The organism is Janthinobacterium sp. HH106, from assembly GCF_001758725.1.
Taxonomy (GTDB): Bacteria; Pseudomonadota; Gammaproteobacteria; order Burkholderiales; family Burkholderiaceae_D; genus Janthinobacterium.
In genome coordinates, this window is the sequence record NZ_LRIC01000002.1 from 19,195 (window position 1) to 43,584 (window position 24,390).

Sequence of the window (24,390 nt, forward strand, 5' to 3'; positions counted from 1 at the left end):
GGGTGTTTCTTACAGGCCCAGTTCCGCCACCAGCGCCTGGCCGATGGCCCGCTGTTCGGCCAAAATGGCGCGCAGGTGGTGGGGGCGCGTCTTGACATTCGTCATGACCACGCGCAATACATTCGTCGGGCCAGGGTAGCGCGTCGATTCCAGGACCGTGCGCGACACAAAACTGTGGCCTTGCGCCTTTTGGCGGTTTTGCAGCTTGGCGTTCAAGGTGTTCAGTTGCTTGTTCAGCTCGGTCGCCGCCTCGACCTGTCCGCCGGCCAGCAGGCTGTCCATGCGCTGGCGCAAGGGCGCGGGCACGTAGCGGTAGGTCAGAATGAAGGTGTCGGAGCGCGTGACGAGTTCGAAATCCTGCTGGTCGGCCAACAAGTCCTGCAACTGGCCGGACAGGGTGGCCGCCTGCTGCAGCAAGGTCGTGTAGCCGGACACGCCCAGCACCTTGAACGAGGTCCACAGTTTCAAGGCGTCGAAGCGGCGCGAGCCTTCCAGCGAGGTCTGGCCCAGGTCGCCCGAGTTATCGCGCAGGATGTAGTTGGCGTTGTGCTTCAGCAGGTTCAGGCTGGCGCCATCCTTGAACAGCACCATGCTTTGCGCCATCGGCACCCACAGCAATTTATGCCCGTCGATGACGACGGAGTCGGCCAGGGCGATGCCGTCGTAGAGGGGGCGGTACTGTTCCGCGATCAAGAGCGCGCCGCCCCAGGCCGCATCTACGTGGAACCAGATGCCTTCCCGCGCGGCAATGGCCGCCATGGCGGCCAGCGGGTCGATGGCGCCCGTTTCCGTCGTGCCGGCGATGCCGATCATGGCGACGACCTTGATCTTGCGCGATTTCAAATCGGCAATCGTCGCTTCCAGCGCGGTGACGTCGATGCGGTTGTCGCGGTCGACGGCCACCAGGTGCAGGGCGTTTTCGCCGAGGCCCAGGGTCGCCAGCGCCTTTTTCACGGAATAATGGCTGCGGGCCGAACCGATCACGGCCAGTCCCGCGTAGCCGGATTCTTGCATGGCGGCAAACAGACCGCGTTTGCGCGTGCCGGGCAATTGTTTTTCCAGTGCCACGGCCAGCGCCGTCAGGTTGCCCATGGTGCCGCCATTGACGACATTGCCCAGCGCGCCGCTGGTGGCGGCCATGGCCTGCGCGTAGACGGCGTCCGGCTGCTGGTACACCTGGCGGTGCAGCCAGCCCAGGATCTGCTTTTCGATCAGGGTCGATACGTACGCCGTCTCGATCTTGACCTGGTTCTGGTTCAGGGTGGCCGTAAACGCTTCGGCCAGCACGCTGATCCAGGGCAAGGCCTGCGTCATGTGGCCGATGTATTGCGGATGGTTCAGCTGGGCCGTATTGGCCAGCACGGTGGTGTCGAGCTCCTGCAGGAAATCCGTTATGGGCATGCCATGCGCGGGCAGGCAGGTATCGGACAGCTGCGTCAGCAGTTCCGCGTACGGCGTGTGCGGATACGGTTCGGCGCGTTCGGCCGCAAGCCAGCCGCCCAGCATGTGCAAGGCCTGCTGCAAGGGCGCGGGTGCCTGCTGTAGCGCATCGATGGAAAAATGCTGCTGCAGCAGTTGTTCGATAGGGGTCTCGGTCATGGCGCGTTGTCTTCTCTACGGATTGCTGGTGCCACGGTGACAAACGAATTGCGCCCAGGCGGAAGCGGGATTTTACCCGACTCCGCCTGGGCGCATCAGTTTGCTATTGCTGCGGGCGATCAGAAGTAGTTGAGGCCCAGCGCCGACTTGACTTCGTCGGCCGTGCGGGCCGCCACTTCGCGCGCCTTGAAGGTGCCTTCCTTGAGCATCTGGATGACCTGGCCCTTGTCTTTGGCGAACTCTTCGCGGCGGGCGCGGATCGGCGCCAGCATTTCCTGCAAGACCACATCCAGGCGCTTCTTGACGATGCTGTCGCCCAGGCCGCCGCGCACGTAATGGGCTTTCATTTCGGCCAGTGCCGCTTTTTCCGGATCGAACGCGTCCAGGTAAGTAAACGCGATGTTGCCTTCCAGGTGGCCCGGGTCTTCCACGCGCAGGTGCAGCGGGTCCGTATAAACTTTTTTCACGGCAGCCGTGATTTCGGCCGGGGTCGCGCCCAGGTTGATGGTGTTGCCCAGCGACTTGCTCATCTTCGCCTTGCCGTCGATGCCGGGCAGGCGGCCGATGTCCGGCACCAGCGCCTTGCATTCCATCAGCACTTCACGGTTGTACATGCGGTTGAAACGGCGCACGATTTCATTCGTTTGCTCGATCATGGGGATCTGGTCTTCGCCCACGGGCACCACGCCCGCCTTGAAGGCCGTGATGTCGGCCGCCTGGCTGGCCGGGTAGGTCAAGAAACCGGCTGGAATGTCGCGCTCGAAGCCGCGCAGGCGGATTTCTTCCTTGACGGTGGGATTGCGCTCGAGGCGCGCCACGGTGACGATGTTCAGGTAGTAAAAGGTCAGCTCGGCCAGTTCCGGGATCTGCGACTGGATGAAGACCGTGGTCTTGCTCGGGTCGATGCCGACGGCGAGGTAGTCGAGCGCCACTTCGACGACATTGCGGTGCACCTTGTCGATGTCTTCCATATTGTCCGTCAGCGCTTGCGCGTCGGCCAGCATGATGAATTGCTTGTAGCTGTTCTGGTAGCGGACGCGGTCGCGCAGGCTGCCCACGTAGTGACCCAGGTGCAGGGGGCCGGTCGGGCGGTCGCCCGTCAGGATCACGGATTGCGAAGCGATGGCAGCGGGCGACAGCGGTGCTGCCGGTGCGTCGTTCTGGTCTTGGGTATCTGGGGTGTTAGGCAAGCTCATCAAGTTTCCTTTTGAGCCGCCTGCATCGGGGATGATCCAGGCTGAGCCTGTTACGCCACCGATCGAGGCGGCGTGGATCAAATTCACATCACTATAGAGTGGCCGCGCGAAAGTGAGCGGGACCACCAATTCAAGCAGGCGTGTTGTGACGGGATAAATTTCATGGCGTTATGGTTGCAGTTCGGGCGCGTTCTGTCAAGTTGCGTGCCCATATATCTGCTGCGCTGCGTCAGAGGCTAGCCTATTGTGGAACTTGCTTTCCGGGTACTATTGCCATTCGGCCACTTTTGCGTGGCATGAATCATTGGAGAACAGTATGCGCGTGTCGTCCCCCGTCCGGCTCACCGGCCTGGCTTTTGTTATCAGTTCCTTGTTTGCAGTACCGGCGATGGCGCAAACGCCGCCGATGACGCCCGATATCGGTGCCAAGCTGGTGCTGCCCGATATGAATGATTACGTCAAGCGCGTGGTGATGATCCCCATGCGCGACGGCGTCAAGCTGTACACGGTGATCGTCGTGCCGAAAGACGCCAAGCGGGCGCCGATCATGCTCACGCGCACGCCGTACAACGCAGCGCGCCGCGCGCAGCGCGCCACCAGCGCCAGCATGCTGGCCACCTTGCCGCAGGGCGACGACACCCTGGTGGAAAACGGCTACATCCGCGTATTCCAGGACGTGCGCGGCAAGCATGGCTCGGAAGGCGATTACGTGATGACGCGCCCCGTGCGCGGCCCGCTGAACAATACCAAGGTCGATAACGTGACCGATGCGTGGGACACCATCGAGTGGCTGTCGAAAAATATTCCGGAAAGCAATGGCAAGGTGGGCATGCTCGGTTCCTCGTACGAGGGCCATACGGTGCTGATGGCCCTGGTCGACCCGCATCCGGCGCTGAAGGTGGCCATTCCCATGAGCGCCATGGTCGACGGCTGGCGCGGCGACGACTGGTTCCACAACGGCGCCTTCCGCATGCCGAGCTTGTCTTACCTGGCGTGGCAAACGAGCGTGCGCGGCAGCGGTGAGGCGCCCGTGCTGGGCGTCTACGACGACTACGACGCATATCTGCGCATCGGCTCGGCCGGTGATTTTGCGAAGAAATTCGGCATCGACAAGCTGACCTATACGAAAAAGCTGTTCGAACACCCGGCCTACGACAGTTACTGGCAAGAACAGGCGCTTGATAAAATCCTGGCCAAGCGTCCGCTGATCGTGCCCACCATGCACGTGGTGGGGCAGTGGGACCAGGAAGACATCTATGGCCCTTACGCCACCTATACGGCGATGGAAGGGCGCGACAAGCACAACAACCTCAATTACCTGGCCATCGGCCCGTGGCGTCACAGCGGCGTCAACTATGACGGTTCCAGCCTGGGCGCCCTGAAGTTTGACGGCGATACGGCGCGCCAGTTCCGCGAAAAAGTCATGCAGCCATTCCTCAATCAATACCTGAAGGATGGCGCGCCGGAAGCGAACACGGCGCCCGTCGTGCCCTACCAGAGCGGCACGAACCAATGGCAGCGCCTGCAGCAGTGGCCGCTGGCTTGCGAGACCTGCGACACGAAATTGACGCCGATCTACCTGCAGGACGGTTCCAGGCTGGGCTTTGCGGCGCCATCGGGCGCTGCGGATGCGGCGCAAGGCGCGTTCGATGAATACGTGGCCGATCCCGCCAAGCCCGTGCCTTTCGTGCCCCGTCCCGTGCGCCTCGCCGATGCCGACGTGTGGAAGCCATGGCTGGTCAGCGACCAGCGCGGCTATGCGGACCGCACGGACGTGCTCAGCTATGTTTCGGAACCGTTGAAAACGGCCGTGCGCATCGCCGGCGCGCCGATGGTCAACCTGTTCGCGGCCACCAGCGGCACGGATGCCGACTGGGTGGTGAAACTGATCGACGTGTATCCGGACGAAGTACCGTCGCAGCCGGCCATGGGCGGCTACCAGCTGGGCGTGGCCATGGATATCTTCCGCGGGCGCTACCGCGACAGCTTCGAGCACCCGACGCCGATACCGGCGGGCAAAGTGGAGCGCTACCGCTTCGCCTTGCCGAACGCGAATCACGTCTTCCTGCCCGGTCACCGTATTGCCGTGCAAGTACAGTCGAGCTGGTTCCCGCTGTACGACCGCAACCCGCAAAACTACGTGCCGAACATCTTCCTGGCCGACCCAGGCCATTATAGAAAGGCGACGCAGCGCGTGTACCACGCGGCAGGGGCGGCCAGCGCCATCGAGTTGCCGATCGCGCCGCTCGACGCCCGCTAGGCGATGCGCATCAAGACCGCTCCCGCCGCGATCAGGCCGATGGCCAGGTAGCGGTGGGGGCTGATTTTTTCGCGCAGGAACAGGGCCGCAATGGCGATGGCGAACAAAATCGACGTTTCGCGCAGGGCCGCGATGGCGGCTACGGGCGCCTGCGTCATGGCCCACAGGGCCAGTCCATACGAGGCCAGGGTGCCTAAACCGCCAAAGGCGGCCAGATGCCATTGCGTTTGCGCATAAGCAAGCAGGCCGGCGCGGCGGCGCAGCACCGTCCACAGCAGCAGCCCGGTTCCGTTCAAGACGAAAATCCACATGGTGTAGGCGGCCGGCGCGCCAGACAGGCGCACGCCGATGCCGTCGATCAGGGTATAGCTGGCGATGACGCAGGCGTTGCCCAGTGCAAAGGCGGTGGCGCGTCCCGTGTTTTTCGCGGCGATGGCCGTGACTGGCCGGCGCGCGGCAATATACAGGCCGAGGATGCCCGCGCAGATGCAGGCGATGGCGCCCATTTGCATGGAAGACAGGCGCTCGCCGATCAGCGGCCAGCTGGCCAGCGCCACGATCAGCGGGGCGCTGCCGCGCATCAGCGGGTAGGCGTGGCTCATGTCGCCCGCCTTGTAGGCCGCCGCCAGCAGAGAATAATAGGCAAGCTGCGCCACGGCCGAGGCGGCCAGGTAGGGCCAGCTGGCGGGCGCGGGAGCATCGACGAAGGGCAGGATTGCCAGTGAGATCAGGGCCGCGCCAGCGGAGACGAGCACGGTCGTGAGGAAAGTATCCTTGCCCGACTTGACGATGGCATTCCAACTGGCATGCAGCAGGGCGGCAAACAGAACGACGGCGACGACGAGACCGGACATGCAGGCCTTAGCGCGGGCGTATGCTCTGCGACAACAGTTCCTGGCGGTGATGGCGCTGGAAGCCTTCCATCAGGGTGCCCGAGCGGCTGGCTTTTTCCAGCAGTTCGCGCAGGGCCGCCTGGTCATCCGCCGTCAGCGACTTGCGCGACAGGTAGACGCCGCTCATGCCCCACGGCAATTCCGGCAAGGCTTCCAGACGCAGGCGGTCGGCCAGGCCGTACACGCGCGCATCGTTTTGCGCCACGCCGGCCAGGATGGTGGGGCTCATGATGGTGGCGTCGATGAAGCCGCTTTGCATCAGGCGCGCCACGGACAGCGCATCGACCTCGTAGAACAGGCGGCCCTGGCTGCTCAGTTCCTTGGCCAGCGCCTGGTAAGAGGCGCCATAGTCGTAGCCGCGCACGAGCGCCACGCGCAAGTCGCGCCGCTCGATCAGTTCCTGCATGGTGTTGATGGGCGCGCGTGCGCCTTGCAGCGAGATCAGCAGGGGCCGGTTGCCCATCAAGGGGATGAACAGGCCGTGCTGGTCGCGCCGCGGCGTGCTGCTGGCGGGAATCAGCATATCGGCCTTGCCCGCCTCAAACATCGCCTCCAGGCGCGCCCGGGGCACGGCCGTGAAGATGAAATTGCAGCCCAGCTTGGCGCCCATGCTACGCAGCAAGTCGGGGTAGATGCCGCCGATGGCGGCGCCATTGACCACCACGCTGGCGCCGATGGCCGAGACGGGCACCTGGATATCGCGCGAGCATTGCGCGCCCGCCAGGGTCGGCAGCGCCAGCGCCAGCATGGCCATGGTCCGGCGCCAGGCGCTGGAATAAAAGTCAGTCATACCCATCCTTGCTCACCATCGAATCGCGGGCGTCGGCAACGTCCGCTTGATTATCCCATTCTCGCCTATCTATTTCTCAAATGCAATATTATCCTGCCGACTACTTTGTGGTGGAAACCGCAAGTCTGGCCAGGCGCTGTGCCTGGAAGTAGCGCCAGGCCACCACGATGCCCAGGGTTTGCATGATGGCGCACAGATAGAAGGTGCTGCCGATGCGCCAGTCCTGCGGCGGCAAGTGGCTCACCTCGCCGAGGATCATGCTGCCGAGCAAAGGCATGATGATGATGCCCAGGCTGCTGATCGATTGCAGGGAGCCCATCAGCTCACCCTGTTCGCCGGCGTTCGATGATTTCGAGATGATACCCTGCAGGGCAGGGCCGGCGGCAAAGGCCAGCAGGTTGCACAGGATCAACGCGTACATCATCCAGCCTTGCGTGGCCAGCCCGTACAGCAGGTAGGTGAGGGCGCCCGAGGCCATGCCCAGCAGTGACAAACGCACTTCGCCGAAGCGCTTGATGAGTATGCCCAGCAAGCCCGCCTGCACGACGGCCGCGCACAGGCCCACGCAGAACAGGGCGATCCCGTTCTGGCGCGGCGTCCAGTCGAAGCGGAAATGCGTGTACAGCACCCAGGTGGTGTTGAGCATCATTTGCGCAAACGTCATCAGGCCGAAGGCCAGCACCAGACCGCGGATCTCCACGCGGCGCACCAGTTTCAGCAGGGCGGCAAACGGGTTGATGCGCGCCCAGGTAAAGGGCGTGCGGGGACCGGGCTGCAGCGATTCGGGCACGCAAAAATAGCCGTAGAGGAAATTGGCCGCCGACAGGCCGGCCGCCACGTAAAACGGCAGGCGCAGATTGACCTCGCCCAGCAGGCCGCCCAGCATGGGCCCGCAGATGAAGCCCAGGCCGAAGGCGGCGCCGATCTTGCCGAAACTCTTGGCACGGTTGTCGTGCGTGGAAATATCGGAGGCGTAGGCGGACGCGACCGACATGCTGGCCGACGAGACACCGCCGATGATGCGGCCGATGAACAGGCAGGCCAGGTTCGGCGCCCAGCCCGTGGCGAGAAAGTTGATGCCCATGCCGGCCATCGAGTACAGCAGCACGGGACGGCGTCCCACGCGGTCGCTGATGGCGCCCAGCATGGGCATGAAGATGAACTGCAGCAAGCCGAAGACGGCCGCCATGATGCCGTACCAGAATGCCTGCGCATCCTTGCCGTCGACAAAGTCGCCGATCAGGATGGGCAGCACGGGCACCACCAGGCCGATGCCCAGCATGTCGATGAAGACGCAGACGAGGATGAAATTGAGATTGCCGGCGCGCGCGGGCGCGGCGGGCGAGGACGAGGAATGGCTGTCGGGGCTGGTTTTATCGGACATGCATGCTTTCGGCGCGTTGGCATCGCGCCGGCGCGTTACAGGATGCTGCTGACGCGCGGCGCGATAGCTGAGGCTTGCATTATAGACAGCATGCGCGTTGCTGGCTATCGCCGCCAAGCTTATGCGCCCATTCCCCATTCGTCGGCAAAGGCGGCGCGGAAATCCGTCAGCACGGCCAGGCGCTGTTCGGCCAGCGCGCGGCCCGCCGCCGTCTGCATCTTGCCGGGCAGCTTGTCGAGCTTGGTGACGATATGGTCGAGTGCGTAGGCCTTGTCGTCGAGCGGGCGATGCGCTGCCAGCGGATCCGTGCCATGCGCCAGCGCGCTATCCATGCGCGCAGCCGTGTAGAACAGGCGCGCCAGTCCCACGGCGCCCAGCGCGTCGATACGGTCGGCATCCTGCACGATCTGCGCTTCGATCGTGTGCGGCGTCAAGTTGGCGGAAAAACTGTGCGTCTCGATGGCGTGGGCCACGCCGGCCAGTTTTTCTGGTGGAAAATCCAGTTCGGCCAGCTGGCGGCAAGCCAGCGCGGCCGCCTGGCGCGAGGCCAGATGGCGCTCGGGGTGGTTTTTCGGCAGGTTGATCAGGTCGTGCAGGTAGCACGCTGCTATCACGGTGAGGGCGTCGGCCTGCGCATATTCCTGCAGCAGAACGCTGGCATTGCGCCAGACGCGGTGCAGGTGGTTGATGTCGTGGGCGCTGTCATCGCCCAGGCCGGCCGAGGCCAGCGCCAGCAGGCGTGGCTGCCATTGGGAAAGCAAAGAATGCATGGTTCACCATCATAAAAAGCGGGGGGCGCCAGTGTGGCATAAAACGTGCGCACGCAACTATCCATTGCTCTAATGGTATTTGCTTTTTTATTTACTTCTGAGCAGAATGCGCGTCTTGGGGTTTTATTGCCCATCAGATATTTTTTTAAAACAATCATTCCACATTGAAAAGGATGCTCATGCACCGTTATTGGCTGATAGTCGGTTTGTTACTTGCCTGCGGTCACGCGGCCACCTGGGCCCAGGAAGCTCCCCGCTATACCTTGACAGAGGATATGGCGCAAACAGGCACAGTCATTAAACACAAGGGTGTGAAGGCCGGTATTCCCTTGAATTACAGCTATGCGCAACTCAGTGCGGAGCAGAAGCTTGCCGTACGGGATCAGTACGAAGGCATGCCGGCCACAGACGAGCCTCCCTATCCGCTCAAGGGCTTAGCACCTTTCTTGCGTGAAGTGTACGCGGCGCAGCGCATCTTGCAGGTGCGGGGCCAACTGGTGCTGGCGGTGCAGGTAAATAGCAAGGGGGAAGGCAAGGAAGTGGCCATCTTCGAGTCTCCGGACGACAAGATGGCGAACTTCGCCGCGGCTGCCGCCATCAAGCAGCGCTACAAGCCGGGGCTGTGCGGCGGCGTGCCTTGCACCATGGATTTTGTGTATACCGTGACATTCAACCTGCCGTCGAACGAGGAGGGCGGGGAGAGGGCGGCACCATAGCGGCTGGCGCCCAGGCGTGATGCTTTTGCTACAAAGTCAGATAATCGCGGTCCAGCGGAAACAACGATGCTCTTTTTTAGTGCACTGAAAATTTACATGCGGTAACATTGCCGTATTGCAATTTCAGTGCATTATTTAATAAATTCCCTATGGGCGTCCAAGATTGGTGATAGGCGCGTCCTGCGACATTTCTAAAGGATCATCATGAACACCAATTCCAGCGACACTGGCGCCACCGTTGCCAAGGCTGCCGAGTACCTGGCCTTTACCCTGGGCCAGGAAGAGTATGGCATCGACATCCAGAAAGTCAGCGAAATCCGCAGCTATGAAACGCCGACCCGCATCGCCAACGCCCCCGAGTTCGTCAAGGGCGTGGTCAACCTGCGCGGCATCATTGTGCCGATCGTCGACATGCGCATCAAGTTCAACCTGGGCACGCCCAGCTATGACCAGTTTACCGTCGTCATCATCCTCAATATCGGCAACCGCGTCGTCGGCATGGTCGTCGACCGCGTCTCCGACGTCACTACCCTGATGCCGGAACAGATCAAGCCGGCGCCGGACATGGGCCGTTCGATCAACACGGAATACGTGATCGGCCTGGGTACCATCGACGAGCGCATGCTGATCCTGGTCGACATTGACCAGCTGATGTCCAGCGCCGACATGGGCCTGATCGAAAAACTCGCAGCCTAGGCCGCCAGGAAAAGTCCGGGACGGCGTTGCATTGCCCCTGAACATTTCCCGACATCCTAATCCGAGAGGGTTTCTTAAAAACAATTGACTCTCGACATTGCTTGGTTTTTCTGCAAGGCGCACGCTAGCGCATTTTCTGGCGCACGGTTCCGCCGAACCGTGCGCCAGTTTCACTTCAGTTTCACTTTTACACCCGCCTTGACACCGCCGCCAGCCAGCGCGCCAAAGGGAAGCCATCAGCCGTGCGGCATGCTGGCATCAGGGCTTTTTAGGATAGTCACATGAATGTATTACGCAACGTCAGCATCGGTGTCCGCCTCGGACTCGGTTTTGCCGTGATTTTGCTGTTTTCCATGCTCATTACGGGCATCAGCGTCTGGCGCCTGCACGACGTGGCCAGCGCCACGCGCGTCATGATGGAGCAGCCGCTGGCGAAGGAACGCTATATTTCCGACTGGTATGGCCGCATCGACAGCGCCGTGCGCCGCACCATCGCCATTGCCCGCAGCAGCGATACCTCACTCAGCGGTTATTTCGCCGAAGAATCGAAAGTCTCGTCGGCCAGCTCGGCCGAGCTGCAAAAGAAAATCGAGGCCTTGATCGACAAGCCCGAGGAAAAAGCCATGTTCGCGGGCTTGCTGGAGCAGCGCAAGGTGTACATCGGTTCGCGCGACCAGGTCTACAAGCTCAAGGGTGAAGCGCAGGTCGATGCCGCCAATGAAGTGTTTGAAAAGACCTTCGTTCCTGCCGCCGCCAAGTACCAGAAGATGGTGCAGGACTTGCTGGAACACCAGCGCGCCAGCATCGACACGACGGCGCGCGAGATCGACGCCGTCGCCAATACCAGCCGCAACCTGATGCTGGTGCTGGCCGCGCTGGCGCTGGCTTTTGGCGTTGTCTGTGCCTGGGTCTTGACGACGGGCATCGTGCGCCCCCTGCGCACGGCCGTGGATATCGCCCGCAAGGTGGCCGATGGCGACTTGACGGCGCAGATCGACGCCAGCGCCAAGGATGAAACGGGGCAATTGCTGCAGGCCCTGAAGGACATGAATACGAGCCTGCTCAACATCGTTGGCGAAGTGCGCAGCGGCACGGACAGCATCGCCACGTCCTCGACGCAGATTGCCGCCGGCAACCAGGACCTGTCTTCCCGCACGGAAGAGCAGGCCGGTTCCCTGGAAGAGACGGCGTCGTCGATGGAAGAGCTCACTTCCACCGTGAAACAGAATGCGGACAATGCGCGCCAGGCAAACCAGTTGGCGGCCTCGGCGGCGCAAGTGGCCGTCAAGGGCGGCGAGGTGGTGGCGCAGGTGGTGGGCACGATGGAATCGATCAATGCCTCGTCGAACAAGATCGTCGACATCATCAGCGTCATCGATGGCATCGCCTTCCAGACGAACATTCTGGCCCTGAATGCGGCTGTGGAAGCGGCGCGTGCCGGCGAGCAGGGCCGCGGCTTTGCCGTCGTGGCGTCGGAAGTGCGCAACCTGGCGCAGCGCTCGGCCAGCGCCGCGAAAGAGATCAAGACCCTGATCGGCGCGTCGGTCGAGCAAGTCAATGCGGGCAGCATGCTGGTGGCGCAAGCCGGTTCGACCATGAATGACATCGTCGACAGCGTGCAGCGCGTGAGCGACATCATCACGGAAATCACGGCGGCCAGCAGCGAGCAAAGCGTGGGCATCGACGAAATCAACCGGGCCATCGGCCAGATGGATGCCGTCACGCAGCAAAATGCGGCGCTGGTGGAAGAGTCGGCGGCCGCTGCCGAATCGATGCAGCACCAGGCGCATAACCTGGCGCAGGTCGTCAGCGTGTTCAAGCTCAACGGCCAGCAGGCCAGCGGTGCGAACGGTGTCACACATGCGCTGAAACGCCCGGCAGCGCCGCAAACCGCCTTGCGCATCGGCACGCGCTGATGCCGCTGCGGCCGCCCCGTGCGGCCGCTTTCTGCTGTCCCCCTTTTTATATAGTCTGGTTCCGCTTTTTTAGGATATTCACATGAATTTGTTAAGAAACGTCAGTATTGGTGTGCGCCTCGGCCTGGGTTTTGCCGTGATTTTGCTGTTTTCCATGCTCATCACGGGCATCAGCGTGTGGCGTTTGCACGACGTGGCCACGGCCACGCGCACCATGATGGAACTGCCGCTGGCGAAGGAACGCTATATTTCCGACTGGTACGCGAAGATCGACAGCGGCGTGCGCCGCACCACGGCCATCGCGCGCAGCAGCGACACGACCTTGGGCGCGTATTTTGCGGAAGAGGCGAAACAGTCCTCCGTCGTCTCGGGCGAACTGCAAAAGAAAATCGAAGCCTTGATTTCCAGCCCGGAAGAAAAGGAACTGTTCCGCCTGGTGAGCGAACAGCGCAAGGTTTACCTCGATTCACGCGCGCAAGTATCGAAGCTGAAGGCGGATGGACAGGAAGCGGAAGCGGAGAAGGCTTTCCAGGGTATCTTCGTGCCCGGTTCGACGAAATACCTGAAAGTGGTCAACGACATGCTGCAGCACCAGCGCGCCAGCATCGACACGACGGCGCGCGAGATCGACGATGTCGCCAAGACGAGCCGCAACTTGCTGCTGACCCTGGCCGTGCTGGCGCTGGGCTTTGGCGTCGTCTGCGCCTGGTTGCTGACGATGGGCATCGTGCGTCCTCTGCGCACGGCCGTGGACATTGCCCGCAAGGTGGCCGATGGCGACTTGACGGCGCAGATCGATGCCAGCGCCAAGGATGAAACGGGGCAATTGCTGCAAGCGTTGAAGGACATGAACACGAGCCTGCTCAACATCGTCAGCGAAGTGCGTACGGGCACGGACAGCATTGCGACCTCGTCGACGGAAATTGCCGCCGGCAACCAGGACCTGTCTTCCCGCACGGAAGAGCAAGCCGGTTCCCTGGAAGAGACGGCGTCCTCGATGGAAGAATTGACCAGCACCGTGAAGCAGAATGCGGACAATGCGCGCCAGGCGAACCAGTTGGCGGCATCGGCGGCGCAAGTGGCCGTCAAGGGCGGCGAAGTCGTGGCGCAAGTGGTGGGCACGATGGAATCGATCAATGCGTCGTCGAACAAGATCGTCGACATCATTTCCGTCATCGACGGCATCGCCTTCCAGACGAATATTCTGGCGCTGAACGCGGCCGTGGAAGCGGCCAGGGCCGGCGAGCAGGGCCGCGGCTTTGCCGTGGTGGCGTCCGAAGTGCGCAACCTGGCGCAGCGCTCGGCCAGCGCCGCGAAAGAGATCAAGACCCTGATCGGCGCGTCCGTCGAGCAAGTCAACGCGGGCAGCATGCTGGTGGCGCAGGCAGGCTCGACCATGAACGACATCGTCGACAGCGTGCAGCGCGTGAGCGACATCATCACGGAAATCACGGCGGCCAGCAGCGAGCAAAGCGTGGGCATCGACGAGATCAACCGGGCCATCGGCCAGATGGATGCCGTCACGCAACAGAATGCGGCGCTGGTGGAAGAATCGGCGGCCGCCGCCGAATCGATGCAGCACCAGGCGCACAACCTGGCGCAGGTGGTCAGCGTGTTCAAATTGAATGGGCAGCAGGCCAGTGTCAGCGGCTTGAAGGGGGCCAAGCGTCCGGCAGCCAATGCGCCAGCAGAAGCATTGCAGCTCGGCCGCGCCGCCTAGTTGCTTACCCAGTAACGGCTGGGGTCGTACCCTGAGAGTACGACCCCGGTATTTAAGCCTCTGGGGTGAAGCTTGCGATCGCCAGCTGCGACAGCCGGTCCGCCTCGCCATTTCTGTGGCGCGGCAGCCAGCGCAAACTCACATCCGTGAATTGTTTCAGCAGGGCCACTACGGTGGCCCTCTGCGTTTCCAGTCCCTTGGCGCCGATCGGCGTCGTTCCCAGCACATCATTGATCACCACCTGGCTGTCGCCGTACAGCAGCAGTTGCACGGGCGGCGGGCGCACGCCGAGTGCCGCCTGCAGCAAGGCCGTCAGGGCCGCGTATTCCGCGTCGCTGCTGCTGCCATAACCGGCCGCTTCGCTCACTTCGATACGTTCGCCATGCGGTCCCAGCAGCAGGGCCCCTATGCCCAGCTTGCCCGGGTTCGGGTGGGCGGACCCGTCGAACCAGCCGCGCCAGGCCAGCGGGCCGCCATGGTCCTGGCGCTTGAGCGCCAGCTGCGCGCGGCGCGCCTGCATCCTGGCTTCCTTGCGCAGTTTGCGCGCCTCTGCCTCCGCCGTCATGGCTTGATCAGGAAGGTGTCGATGAGGCTGCCGATCCAGCACGCCACCAGCACACACACGGCCACCGTCATGGCGGGGCCGTCGTTGGCGGAGAGGGCCTCCACTTTTTCCATGATCAGCTGCACGTCGAGGGGCAGGGCGCCGCTGTCGATCTGTGCCATTACCTGGTCCAATCGTGCCATGATCTGGCGCAATACGATCGCCAGCGCGACCAGGGCCGGCACGAGGAAGAGGCAGCCACGGGCCTTGCGTTGCAAGACAAAATGCCCGCTGCCGGGGAAGACCAGGGCCGACAGCAGCAGGGCGAGATGACGTTTGGAAAGGGAGGAGCCGCTCATGCGTGCCTTTTGTAGGGGAAAGAGCGGCTCATCATACTATTGCCAGCCGAATTTGCGCAGATACACGCGTTTCATGAACGTCGTCAGCACGGTGTAGCAGACGAGGATGCCCAGCAGCCATGGGAAATAGCCCAACGGCAAGGCTTGCAGCTTGAAGTAAGTCGCCAGCGGTCCCATCGGCAGGAATACGCCCACAGCCATGATGACGGTGGTGGCCACCAGCAGGGGCACGGACGCGATGCTGTCGATGAAGGGCAGCTTGGGCGTGCGGATCAGGTGCACGATCAGCGTCTGCGTCAGCAAGCCCACGACGAACCAGCCGGACTGGAACAGGGTCTGCTGCTCTGGTGTATTCGCGCCGAACACATGCCACATCAGGATAAACGTGCTGATGTCGAAGATCGAGCTGATGGGCCCGAAGAACACCATGAAGCGGCCGATGTCGCGCGGGTTCCAGGTCAAAGGCTGCTGGATCAGTTCGGCGTCGACATTGTCGAACGGGATGGCGATCTGCGACACGTCATACAGCAGGTTTTGCACCAGCAAGTGCAGCGGCAGCATGGGCAAGAACGGCAAAAAGGCGCTGGCCACCAGCACGGAAAACACATTGCCGAAGTTCGAGCTGGCCGTCATGCGGATATATTTGAGCATGTTGCTGAAAGTGCGCCGGCCTTCCAGCACGCCTTCTTCCAGCACCATCAGGCTTTTTTCCAGCAGGATGATGTCGGCCGCTTCCTTGGCGATATCGACGGCCGAGTCGACGGAAATGCCGATGTCGGCCGCGCGCAGGGCGGGCGCGTCGTTGATGCCGTCGCCCATGAAGCCGACGATATGGCCATTGCCGCGCAGGGCGCGCACGAGGCGTTCCTTGTGCAGCGGGCTGAGCTTGGCAAACACGGTATTGTCTTCCGCAGCGCGGGCCAAAGTGGCGTCGTCCATGTCGTCCAGTTGCGGGCCTTGCAGCACGCCGTGCACGGCCAGGCCCACTTCGCGGCAGATCTTCGCCGTCACCAGGTGGTTGTCGCCCGTCAATACTTTCACGGTGACGCCATGTTCCGCCAGCGCGCGCAGGGCGGGCGCCGTCGATTCCTTCGGCGGATCAAGAAACGCCACATAGCCGATCAGGGTCAGCGCCGTTTCATCGGCCACGCCGTACACGGTCTTATGGGGCGGCACTTCCTTGACGGCCACGGCCACTACGCGCAATCCTTCCGCGTTGAGGCCATGCGTGGTTTCCAGTACCTTGTCCAGCAGGGCCGCGTCGAGCGGAATGTTGACGCCGCCGAGGCGCAGATGGCTGCAGGCGGCGAGGATTTCCTCGACGGCGCCCTTGCAGATCAGCTCATGGTGGTCATTCTTTTCAGACACGACAACGGACATGCGGCGGCGCACGAAATCGAACGGGATTTCATCGACTTTCACGTAATCGCGGGCCAGTTGCATTTCCGTCTGCAATTCCACGTGGTCGAGCACGGCGCGGTCGAGCAGGTTTTTCAGGCCCGTCTGGTAGTGGCTGTTCAGGTAGGCAAATTGCAGCACCTCGTCGGACGGCTGGCCGAACACGTCCGTATGGCGCTCGAGCACGATCTTGTCCTGCGTCAAGGTGCCCGTCTTGTCCGTGCACAGCACGTCCATGGCGCCGAAGTTCTGGATCGCATCCAGGCGCTTCACGACGACTTTCTTTTTCGACAGTTTCACGGCGCCCTTGGCCAGGGTGCTGGTGACGATCATCGGCAGCATTTCCGGCGTCAGGCCCACGGCGACGGACAGGGCGAACAGGAACGCTTCCATCCAGTCGCCCTTGGTCCAGCCGTTGATCAGGAACACGAGCGGCGCCATCACGAGGGCGAAGCGGATCAAGAGCCAGCTGACGCTGTTCACGCCCGCCTCGAATGCCGTGGGCGTGCGCTCGGTGGCCGTCACGCGCGTGGCGATGGTGCCGAAATACGTGCGGTTTCCCGTGGCCAATACCAGCGCCGTGGCGGCGCCCGAGATTACATTCGTGCCCATGAACAGCAGATTGGCCAGTTCCATCGGGTCTTTGCCATGGGCATCGGCCAGTTCGGCCATCTTTTCCACCGGCAAGGATTCACCCGTCATGGCAGCCTGGCTGACGAACAGGTCTTTCGCGGACAGCAAACGGCAGTCGGCGGGGATCATGTCGCCGGCCGACAGCACGATGAAGTCGCCCTGCACCAGTTGGCGGATCGGCAGTTCGATCTGCTGGCCATTGCGCAGCACGGTGGCGGTATTGCTGACCATGGCTTTCAGGCGTTCGGCGGCGCGGTTCGAGCGGCCTTCCTGCACGAAACGCAGCAGGGTCGACAAAATCACCATGGTGCCGATGACGATGGTCGCTTTCGGGTCTTCCGTCAGGTAGGAAACGATGGCCAGCACGGTGAGCAGCAGGTTGAACGGATTCTTGTAGCACAGCCACAGGTGCTGGTACCAGGCCAACGGCTTCTCATGCTCGACCTCGTTCGGCCCCGTTTGCGCGCCGATGACTTGCGCCTCGGCATCGCGCAAGCCTTCCAGGCGCGTGTGCAGGCGGTTCAGGGCGCTGTCCAGGTCTTCATGGGCGGCGGCCAGCAGCTGGCGCGCCAGGTGGTCGGGCACGGGCCGGGCCGTGCTGTTTTCCAGCGGCATGGCGCGGCGCCGGAAATTGCCGGCCGTATGGCGCTTGCGCAGGAACGATTCGAATAAGCGGGTGAAGAGATTCATGGCTCTTCCTTTCACGACGAGGTGTTGACGGGCGGCGCAGCCGCAGGCAAGACTTGCGTGCCGCCAAGACACAATAGTGCTGGCGGGCAATCCGGGTCAGTAGCCGGTCGCGATCGGAAAGAGGGAGGGAGAGGCGCACAGCCGGAGTGGCCGCGCGAGACACCGCACCTTGCTCAGCAAGGCACGGAGGAAACGGGATTCCGCGTCGCTTGCTGCTTAGCTGCCGAGGCAATCACCGATACAAGATCGGCTACTGTCACTAGAACAAGTACCCACGTGGGACTCCGTAAATGAATAATGAGGGCATCTTATGGATGCGCTGCAACAGTGTCAACTGAAGAAATGTTAGGTTTCCAAAGTGTAATGTGGGCGTGGACGAACACGAAAGTCCGATGCCACGGCTATTCACGTTGTTGTGACAATGTGTGTTTCTTTCTGCTTGGCAATCCGTTATGCTCGGGTACGCTGACGCGCTACTCCTGCAGGTTTCAGATCCGGCTCGAGATCAGGATGCCTTGGCGTTGTTGTGCTGTTTGCCGTCGTTCCGCTGACTTGCTTTCTACTGGTGCACGCCTAAACCTGATCCATTTTTGGCGTGGCGCGCCTCGCTAAAGGCTGCGCGTTCCCTGCCAGCTTCCACGATGCTGCTGCTCCGCATGCGTAGAAACCCGTGAATAAGTGTTATACGGCCAGCACTATTGGCAGCGGCCGACGTCTTTCGGTTTATTGTGTTGAAGAAATTGAGTGGCAACAGTTTTGGGAGGTCTCCAACCTCCAGGCCGCCGGTGGTCGTTCACCGGCGGCGGTACTGGCCGGGCTGGGCTCGCAGAATATTGATCTAATGGTGTACGTACCTGAGTTTTTCAACATCAAAGGGCGTGACCTGCCAACAACGGCAAGGAGCAGTCGTTCGAAGCGCAACTTGAGTAACTCAAATCAATGCTAAAAATTATGGAATCTCAAATACAGCTTCAGTTGGGACAGAAAATTTCCCGCATTTCCTTATTTTTTTTCTCCTTAATTTTCTTTGGCTGCGCCTTTGCTCCTGAAGTTGTACCGGCTAATGTAAGGTTTTTTTCCTTGGCTGTATCGGCATTGTTTTATTGTGTAGGAAGCAATAAGTCTGCGTTGATTTCACCGACGAAGAGCTTGCAATGGCAGTTCATGCCGCCGATACCACGAGCTTTGTTTCTCGCTTTTTTTCAGTTGCTGGTATTGTCGGCTGTGATGATGCTCCTGGATGCTTAACTTGCCACGATTTCACTAGACACTGCTGAACTGCTCATAAGCTCTGGCTGGGCGACAGTTGCAAACAGTAAGCAATGCATTCAACGGGGCGGAGCCTGCCAACGACGGAAAACGGCGCAAGCGGAACTTCGCATGCGAAAAATCCGCCAGCAAGTCGTACCACATTTGAAGGTAGCAAAGTGGTGCTTTCGAAGAGTCGATGGCGGCTTGTGTCAGACCTGGTTGTCGGTTCACTGTGTGGCAGTGAGCTATGCCGCATCAGGCCGGTTGTGCCGCCATCGCCAGCGAATCGGACAATATCTGCCACAGCGCCGCATGGCGCTGCTGCAGCGCGGCGCCGCCCGCGTAGATCAGTTCCACGTGCAGGCTGTCGACGATGCCCAGGTAGGCTTGCGCGTACAGGTCGACGCGTTGCGGCGGCAGCGCGGGTGCCAGCCGGCCCAGGCTGGCCACGTAGTGCCGCTGCAATTGCGCCAGCAAGGCTTCGTAGCCCGTGCCCACTTCCACGCGCAGGGGCGCGGGCGGCAAATACGCGGTGCGCAGCAAAAAGCGCAAATGGGCTGACTCCGCATAGCGCTGCGCCATGCGGTCGCAGTACAGGGCACCGGCCCGCTGTCCGCCCGGCACCGCCAGCGCGGCCTCGTCGGCGAAGCAGGCGTCCATGAAGGCTTGCTCTTCGGCCAGCGCGTCGGCAAAGACGTCGAGGAAGAGGGCGTCCTTGCCGGCGAAGTGCGAGTACAGCGAGGCCTTGCGCATGCCCGCCTGCGCGGCGATATCGCTGAGGGAGGAAGCGTCGTAGCCGTGTTCGGAAAAGTGCACGACGGCAACGGCACAGATATTATCGGCCGAGGCCGAGCGTTTTTTCATCATTGGGGTGAGAGTGGGTGAGGCGTCAGTGCGCTCCCAGGCTGTTGGCGTGTGCCGGATGGACGCGCGCAGTGGCCAGGGTCAGCCATGATACCAGCAGGCCGGCCACGGTCAAGAACAGCAGCCAGGGCAGCGGCCCCCGCTCGGACAGGCCGGCCGCCAGCGGCGTGGCCAGCGATGACAAGCTCATCTGTATGGCGCCCAGCAATGCCGCCGTGGAGCCGAGCGCGCGCTGCTGCGAGCCCATGGCCATGGCCATCAGCGCCGCTTCCGCCATGCCCAGGCCAAACAGGGCCACGAACATGCCGGGGACGACGACCATGATTCCCCCTCCGGTCCAGGCACCGAGGAGGGCCAGCCCCGCGCCGGACAGCATGGCGGCGCTGCCCGCCACGCTCAAGCGCGCCACGCCATGGCGGCTTACCAGGCGGCCGCTGGCCATGGCACCGAGCAGCACGGCCACGCCCGTCGCGCCGAACACGAGGCCGAAACTGCCGGCGGACAGGCCGAAATCGCGCTGGTACACGAGCGACGCGCCGCCAATATACGCAAACAGGAAAAAGAATGCGGCCGACAGGGCCAGCGCGGGCAGCAGGAAGGCGCGGTCGAGCGCGATGCGCGCATACGTGCGGTGCATGCCTTTCGGCGATACACGCTGCTTCGGCGGCAAGGTTTCCGGCAGGAACAGCGCGCTATTGAGCAGGGTCAAGGCGCCCAGCGCGGCCAGGGCCAGCATCACGGCGCGCCAGCCGTAGTGCGCATCGAGCAAGCCGCCCACGGCGGGTGCCAGCACGGGCGCCAGGCCCACGATGGTCATCAACAGGGCAAACAGCTGCGCCGCCTGCACGCCGTCGGCCACGTCGCGCACCATGCTCATCACCACGACCAGGGTCAGCGCCGCGCCCAGGCCTTGCACCGCCCGCGCCAGCAGCAGGGTGTGCAATTGCTCCGCCTGCGACGCCCATACGGCGGCCACGATGTAGACGGCGATGCCGGCCAGCAGCGGACGGCGCCGGCCCAGCATGTCCGTCAGCGGCCCGCACAGCAGCTGCCCGCCGCCCAGGGCCAGCAGGAAGACGGTCAGGCTCAGCTGCACGTTCGCATACGAGGTGTGCAGTTCGCGCGCCATGGCGGGCATCGAAGCGAGGTACATGTCGATGCCGGCCGGACCGAGCACGGCCACCAAGGCCAGGGAAGCCGCCAGCCCGAGACTGGCGGCGGGGAGAGTGGTTTGCTGCTGCATTGTGCTTCCTTCATCGTTCAAAAACACGGCATGGACGCCGCTGTGTTTTTTATTGTACACTTACTGCCTACCGGTAGGTAGCTTGTTCAATCAATGAAAAGGATGGGGACGATGAAAAAGGAAACCATGACGGATGCGTTGCATCCGCAGGGAGGGCTGGCATGACGGAAGTGGGCATTTCACTCAGCGGCGTGGCCGTGGCCTTGCTGTTTGCCGCCTGGAGTTCGCACCGCACGCGCTGCGAGCGGCGCGATGTCGTGTTGCTGACGATGCTGGGCACCGCCCTGGGATTGCCGGGCGCGGCCTTGCTGGCGCTGTAGCGTTGTCACGTTGTAGGTCGGATTAGCGGAGCGTAATCCGACATCGCCACAAGCTCCAACCATGTGTCGGATTACGCGCTTGCGCGCTAATCCGACCTACGTGGATGTGTAGGCATAAAAAAAGGCAGGCCGCGCGGCCTGCCTTCCTGTCGTCGCTACGCCCGCGGAAGCGGGCGCCTGGCGCTTACTCTTGCTTACTCTTCCTCGTACGAACTGATCGGGGCGCAGCCGCAGAACAGGTTGCGGTCGCCGTACACGTTGTCGGCGCGGCCGACCGGCGGCCAGTATTTGCGCTGACGCAGGGAGGCGACCGGGTAGGCCGCAATTTCACGGCTGTACTTGCGTTCCCAGTTGTCCGACATCAATACCTGTGCCGTGTGCGGCGCGTTTTTCAGCGGGTTGTCGTCATGGTCGAATTCGCCGCTGGCGACCTTGGCGATTTCGCCGCGGATGGCGATCATGGCGTCGATGAAGCGATCGATTTCCACTTTCGATTCGCTTTCCGTCGGCTCGATCATCAGCGTGCCCGGCACGGGGAAGCTCATGGTCGGCGCATGGAAACCGAAGTCCATCAGGCGCTTGGCCACGTCTTCATTGCTGATGCCGGTGGCGTCCGTGATCGGGCGCAGGTCCAGGATGCACTCGTGCGCGACCAGGCCGTCGTGGCCCGAGTACAGCACCGGGTAGTGCGGCGCCAGGCGGCGCGCGATGTAGTTCGCCGCCAGAATCGCCGTCTCGGTCGCTGCCGTCAAGCCTTCCGCGCCCATCATGGCGATGTACATCCACGAAATCGGCAGGATGCTGGCCGAGCCGAATGGCGCGGCGCTGACGGCGCCGATGCCGGCCGCGTCGCGCTGGTAGCCCGACGAACGCTGGTTCGGCAGGAATTTCGCCAGGTGGGCGCCGACGCCGATCGGGCCCACGCCTGGTCCGCCGCCGCCGTGCGGGATGCAGAAGGTCTTGTGCAGGTTCAGGTGCGACACGTCGCCCCCAAAACTGCCGGGAGCGGCCACGCCGACCAGCGCATTCATGTTGGCGCCGTCGATGTAGACCTGGCCGCCGTGCGAGTGGATGATCTCGCACAGTTCCTGGATGCCTTCTTCAAACACGCCGTGGGTGGATGGGTAGGTGACCATCACGCAGGCCAGGTTGGCGCTGTGCTTTTCCGCCTTGGCTTTCAGGTCGGCCAGGTCCACGTTGCCGTTGGCGTCGCAGCTGGTGACGACGACCTGCATGCCGACCATGTTGGCCGATGCGGGGTTGGTGCCGTGCGCCGACGATGGAATCAGACAGATGTTGCGGTGGCCTTCGCCGCGCGACTCGTGGTAGGCCTTGATCACCAGCAGACCCGCGTATTCGCCCTGCGAGCCGGCGTTCGGCTGCAGCGAGACGGCCGTGTAGCCCGTCAAGGCGCACAGCATCTCTTCCAGCTGGGCGATCATTTCGCGGTAGCCCACCGTTTGCGCGTCGGGGGCGAACGGGTGGATGTTCGAGAACTCGGGCCAGGTGACGGGAATCATTTCGCTCGTCGCGTTCAGCTTCATGGTGCACGAGCCGAGCGGGATCATGGTGCGGTCCAGCGCCAGGTCCTTGTCGGCCAGGCTGCGCAGGTAGCGCAGCATTTCGTGTTCCGAGTGATAGCTGTTGAAGACGGGATGGGTCAGGTAGGCGCTCTCGCGCGCCAGCTGCGCCGGCAGCGCGCTGGTCACCGCCGCTTCGACGACGTCCATGTCCGGGGCGGCAGGCGCGTTGGCCAGGCCGTGCGCGAACACTTTCCACAGCAGCGCGATATCGTCGCGCGTGGTGGTTTCGTCGAGCGACACGCCGACGTGGGTGGCGTCGATCTTGCGCAGGTTGACGCCGTGGTGCATGGCCGTCGCGTGCAGCTGCGCCGCATCGGCCACGTTGACGGTCAATGTGTCGAAATAGCTCGCGTTGACGACGCCGTAGCCGAGGGTCTTCAGGTTCGCCGCCAGCACGCCCGTAAAGCGGTGCACGCGCTGGGCGATCTGCAGCAGGCCGGCAGGGCCATGGTAGACGGCGTACATCGAGGCCATCACGGCCAGCAGCACTTGCGCCGTGCAGATGTTGGACGTCGCTTTTTCGCGGCGGATATGCTGTTCGCGCGTTTGCAGGGCCAGGCGATAGGCCTTGTTGCCTTGCGCATCGACGGTCACGCCCACCAGGCGGCCCGACATATTGCGCTTGAATTCATCGCGCGTGGACAAATAGCCCGCGTGCGGGCCGCCGAAACCGAGCGGCACGCCGAAGCGCTGGCTGTTGCCGACGACGACGTCGGCGCCCCATTCGCCCGGCGGCGTCAGCATGGTCAGGGCCAGCAGGTCGGCCGCGACGATGACCATGGCGCCATTCGCGTGCAGTTTTTCCACGCCGGCGCGGTAGTCGCGCACGACGCCGTTCACGCCAGGGTATTGCAGCAGCACGCCGAAGCAGGCGTCCAGCGATTCGATTTCCGCCGGATCGAAAGTGCGCACTTCGATGCCGATCGGCTGGGCGCGCGTCTGCACCACTTCCAAGGTTTGCGGCAGCACGTCATTGGCGACGTACAGCACGTTCGATTTCGACTTGCCCACGCGCTGGATCAGGGTCATCGCTTCGGCGGCGGCCGTGCCTTCGTCCAGCATCGAGGCGTTCGAGATGCCCATGCCGGTCAGGTCCGTGATCACTTGCTGGAAGTTCAGGATCGCTTCCAGGCGGCCTTGCGAAATCTCGGGCTGGTAAGGCGTGTACGCCGTGTACCAGGCCGGGTTTTCAAAGATGTTGCGCAGCACGACGCCTGGCGTAAACGTGTTGTAATAGCCCTGGCCGATCAGGGATTTGAGTACCTGGTTCTTGCCGGCGATGGCTTTCAGGCGCGACAGGGCTTCCTGTTCCGGCATCGGCTGCGAGTACGCGCCCAGGGGCAGGGCGCCCTTGTTGCGAATGTTGCTTGGCACCAGGGCATCGATCAGCGCGGCGCGCGATGGATAGCCGAGGGTCGCCAGCATGGCTTGCTGTTCGGTGGCGGAAGGGCCGATGTGGCGGGCGATGAAGGCATCGCGTGCTTCGAGTTGGGTCAGGCTGGTGCGGGTCATGATATAGAGGCCAAAAAAGACTGAAAAACCGGGAGGCGGCGCGCGGGCGCGGC

Annotated in this window: 19 protein-coding genes; 7 read left to right on the forward strand and 12 right to left on the reverse strand. The window is 62.6% G+C overall.

Annotated features, from left to right (window positions below):
* Positions 1–9: 9 nt before the first annotated feature.
* Entirely contained in the window at positions 10–1,599 is a 1,590-nt protein-coding gene (locus JAB8_RS00910; protein ID WP_070221545.1) for a pyridoxal-dependent decarboxylase, read from the reverse strand.
* Positions 1,600–1,718: 119 nt separating this feature from the next.
* Entirely contained in the window at positions 1,719–2,795 is a 1,077-nt protein-coding gene (gene trpS, locus JAB8_RS00915) for a tryptophan--tRNA ligase (protein WP_205602349.1), read from the reverse strand.
* A 316-nt stretch (positions 2,796–3,111) separates the two neighbouring features.
* Here trpS and JAB8_RS00920 point away from each other — a divergent pair, with 316 nt between their 5' ends.
* The gene (locus JAB8_RS00920) at positions 3,112–5,055 is read left to right on the forward strand and encodes a CocE/NonD family hydrolase (RefSeq protein ID WP_070287957.1); all 1,944 of its coding nucleotides are present in this window, start codon (positions 3,112–3,114) and stop codon (positions 5,053–5,055) included.
* Here the strand turns inward: JAB8_RS00920 and JAB8_RS00925 are convergent.
* The 4 genes from JAB8_RS00925 to JAB8_RS00940 form a co-directional block, all read right to left on the reverse strand.
* Complete coding sequence (locus JAB8_RS00925) at positions 5,052–5,909, reverse strand: DMT family transporter (protein WP_070287960.1); 858 nt, start codon at positions 5,907–5,909, stop codon at positions 5,052–5,054. The genes JAB8_RS00920 and JAB8_RS00925 overlap by 4 nt on opposite strands.
* A gap of 7 nt (positions 5,910–5,916) precedes the next feature.
* The gene (locus JAB8_RS00930; protein WP_070287962.1) at positions 5,917–6,738 is read right to left on the reverse strand and encodes a transporter substrate-binding domain-containing protein; all 822 of its coding nucleotides are present in this window, start codon (positions 6,736–6,738) and stop codon (positions 5,917–5,919) included.
* 100 nt (positions 6,739–6,838) lie between these two features.
* Positions 6,839–8,122, reverse strand: a complete 1,284-nt coding sequence (locus JAB8_RS00935) for a TCR/Tet family MFS transporter (protein ID WP_070288506.1) — start codon at positions 8,120–8,122, stop codon at positions 6,839–6,841.
* 119 nt (positions 8,123–8,241) lie between these two features.
* Positions 8,242–8,892, reverse strand: a complete 651-nt coding sequence (locus JAB8_RS00940) for an HD domain-containing protein (RefSeq protein WP_070221541.1) — start codon at positions 8,890–8,892, stop codon at positions 8,242–8,244.
* Positions 8,893–9,071: 179 nt separating this feature from the next.
* On the opposite strand from JAB8_RS00940, the gene JAB8_RS00945 reads away from it, so the two are divergent.
* The 4 genes from JAB8_RS00945 (at position 9,072) to JAB8_RS00960 (ending at position 13,940) form a co-directional block, all read left to right on the forward strand.
* The gene (locus JAB8_RS00945; protein ID WP_139142882.1) at positions 9,072–9,608 is read left to right on the forward strand and encodes an energy transducer TonB; all 537 of its coding nucleotides are present in this window, start codon (positions 9,072–9,074) and stop codon (positions 9,606–9,608) included.
* 204 nt (positions 9,609–9,812) lie between these two features.
* On the forward strand, positions 9,813–10,304 hold the full coding sequence (locus JAB8_RS00950; RefSeq protein WP_034752308.1) for a chemotaxis protein CheW: 492 nt from the start codon (positions 9,813–9,815) through the stop codon (positions 10,302–10,304).
* 281 nt (positions 10,305–10,585) lie between these two features.
* Positions 10,586–12,220, forward strand: coding sequence for a methyl-accepting chemotaxis protein (locus JAB8_RS00955; RefSeq protein WP_070287964.1), 1,635 nt, complete (start codon positions 10,586–10,588; stop codon positions 12,218–12,220).
* 82 nt (positions 12,221–12,302) lie between these two features.
* The gene (locus JAB8_RS00960) at positions 12,303–13,940 is read left to right on the forward strand and encodes a methyl-accepting chemotaxis protein (protein WP_070287967.1); all 1,638 of its coding nucleotides are present in this window, start codon (positions 12,303–12,305) and stop codon (positions 13,938–13,940) included.
* A 52-nt stretch (positions 13,941–13,992) separates the two neighbouring features.
* On the opposite strand, the gene JAB8_RS00965 is transcribed toward JAB8_RS00960, so the two are convergent.
* From JAB8_RS00965 to mgtA, 3 genes are read right to left on the reverse strand one after another with little or no spacing between them, the layout of a single operon-like run.
* A complete protein-coding gene (locus JAB8_RS00965; protein ID WP_070287969.1) occupies positions 13,993–14,505 on the reverse strand; it encodes a ribonuclease HI family protein in 513 nt (170 codons plus the stop codon).
* Positions 14,502–14,843, reverse strand: a complete 342-nt coding sequence (locus JAB8_RS00970; RefSeq protein ID WP_070287971.1) for a hypothetical protein — start codon at positions 14,841–14,843, stop codon at positions 14,502–14,504. The genes JAB8_RS00965 and JAB8_RS00970 overlap by 4 nt, the downstream gene beginning before the upstream one ends.
* Positions 14,844–14,879: 36 nt before the next feature.
* Positions 14,880–17,564, reverse strand: a complete 2,685-nt coding sequence (gene mgtA / locus JAB8_RS00975) for a magnesium-translocating P-type ATPase (protein WP_070287973.1) — start codon at positions 17,562–17,564, stop codon at positions 14,880–14,882.
* Positions 17,565–18,515: 951 nt separating this feature from the next.
* On the opposite strand from mgtA, the gene JAB8_RS00980 reads away from it, so the two are divergent.
* Positions 18,516–18,812 (forward strand): hypothetical protein, encoded by a 297-nt coding sequence (locus tag JAB8_RS00980; protein ID WP_139142884.1) that lies wholly within the window; start codon positions 18,516–18,518, stop codon positions 18,810–18,812.
* 258 nt (positions 18,813–19,070) lie between these two features.
* Here the strand turns inward: JAB8_RS00980 and JAB8_RS00985 are convergent, their stop codons facing one another.
* Positions 19,071–19,682 carry a TetR/AcrR family transcriptional regulator gene (locus JAB8_RS00985; protein WP_083287514.1) on the reverse strand — a complete coding sequence of 204 codons (612 nt, stop codon included), beginning with the start codon at positions 19,680–19,682 and terminating at the stop codon, positions 19,071–19,073.
* Positions 19,683–19,704: 22 nt separating this feature from the next.
* Positions 19,705–20,922, reverse strand: coding sequence for a Bcr/CflA family efflux MFS transporter (locus tag JAB8_RS00990; protein WP_070288508.1), 1,218 nt, complete (start codon positions 20,920–20,922; stop codon positions 19,705–19,707).
* Between the two features lie 161 nt (positions 20,923–21,083).
* On the opposite strand from JAB8_RS00990, the gene JAB8_RS29345 reads away from it, so the two are divergent.
* Positions 21,084–21,242 (forward strand): hypothetical protein, encoded by a 159-nt coding sequence (locus JAB8_RS29345; RefSeq protein ID WP_162995629.1) that lies wholly within the window; start codon positions 21,084–21,086, stop codon positions 21,240–21,242.
* A gap of 194 nt (positions 21,243–21,436) precedes the next feature.
* Here JAB8_RS29345 and gcvP read toward each other — a convergent pair whose 3' ends face one another.
* Positions 21,437–24,337, reverse strand: a complete 2,901-nt coding sequence (gene gcvP, locus JAB8_RS00995) for an aminomethyl-transferring glycine dehydrogenase (protein WP_070287978.1) — start codon at positions 24,335–24,337, stop codon at positions 21,437–21,439.
* Positions 24,338–24,390: the final 53 nt, after the last annotated feature.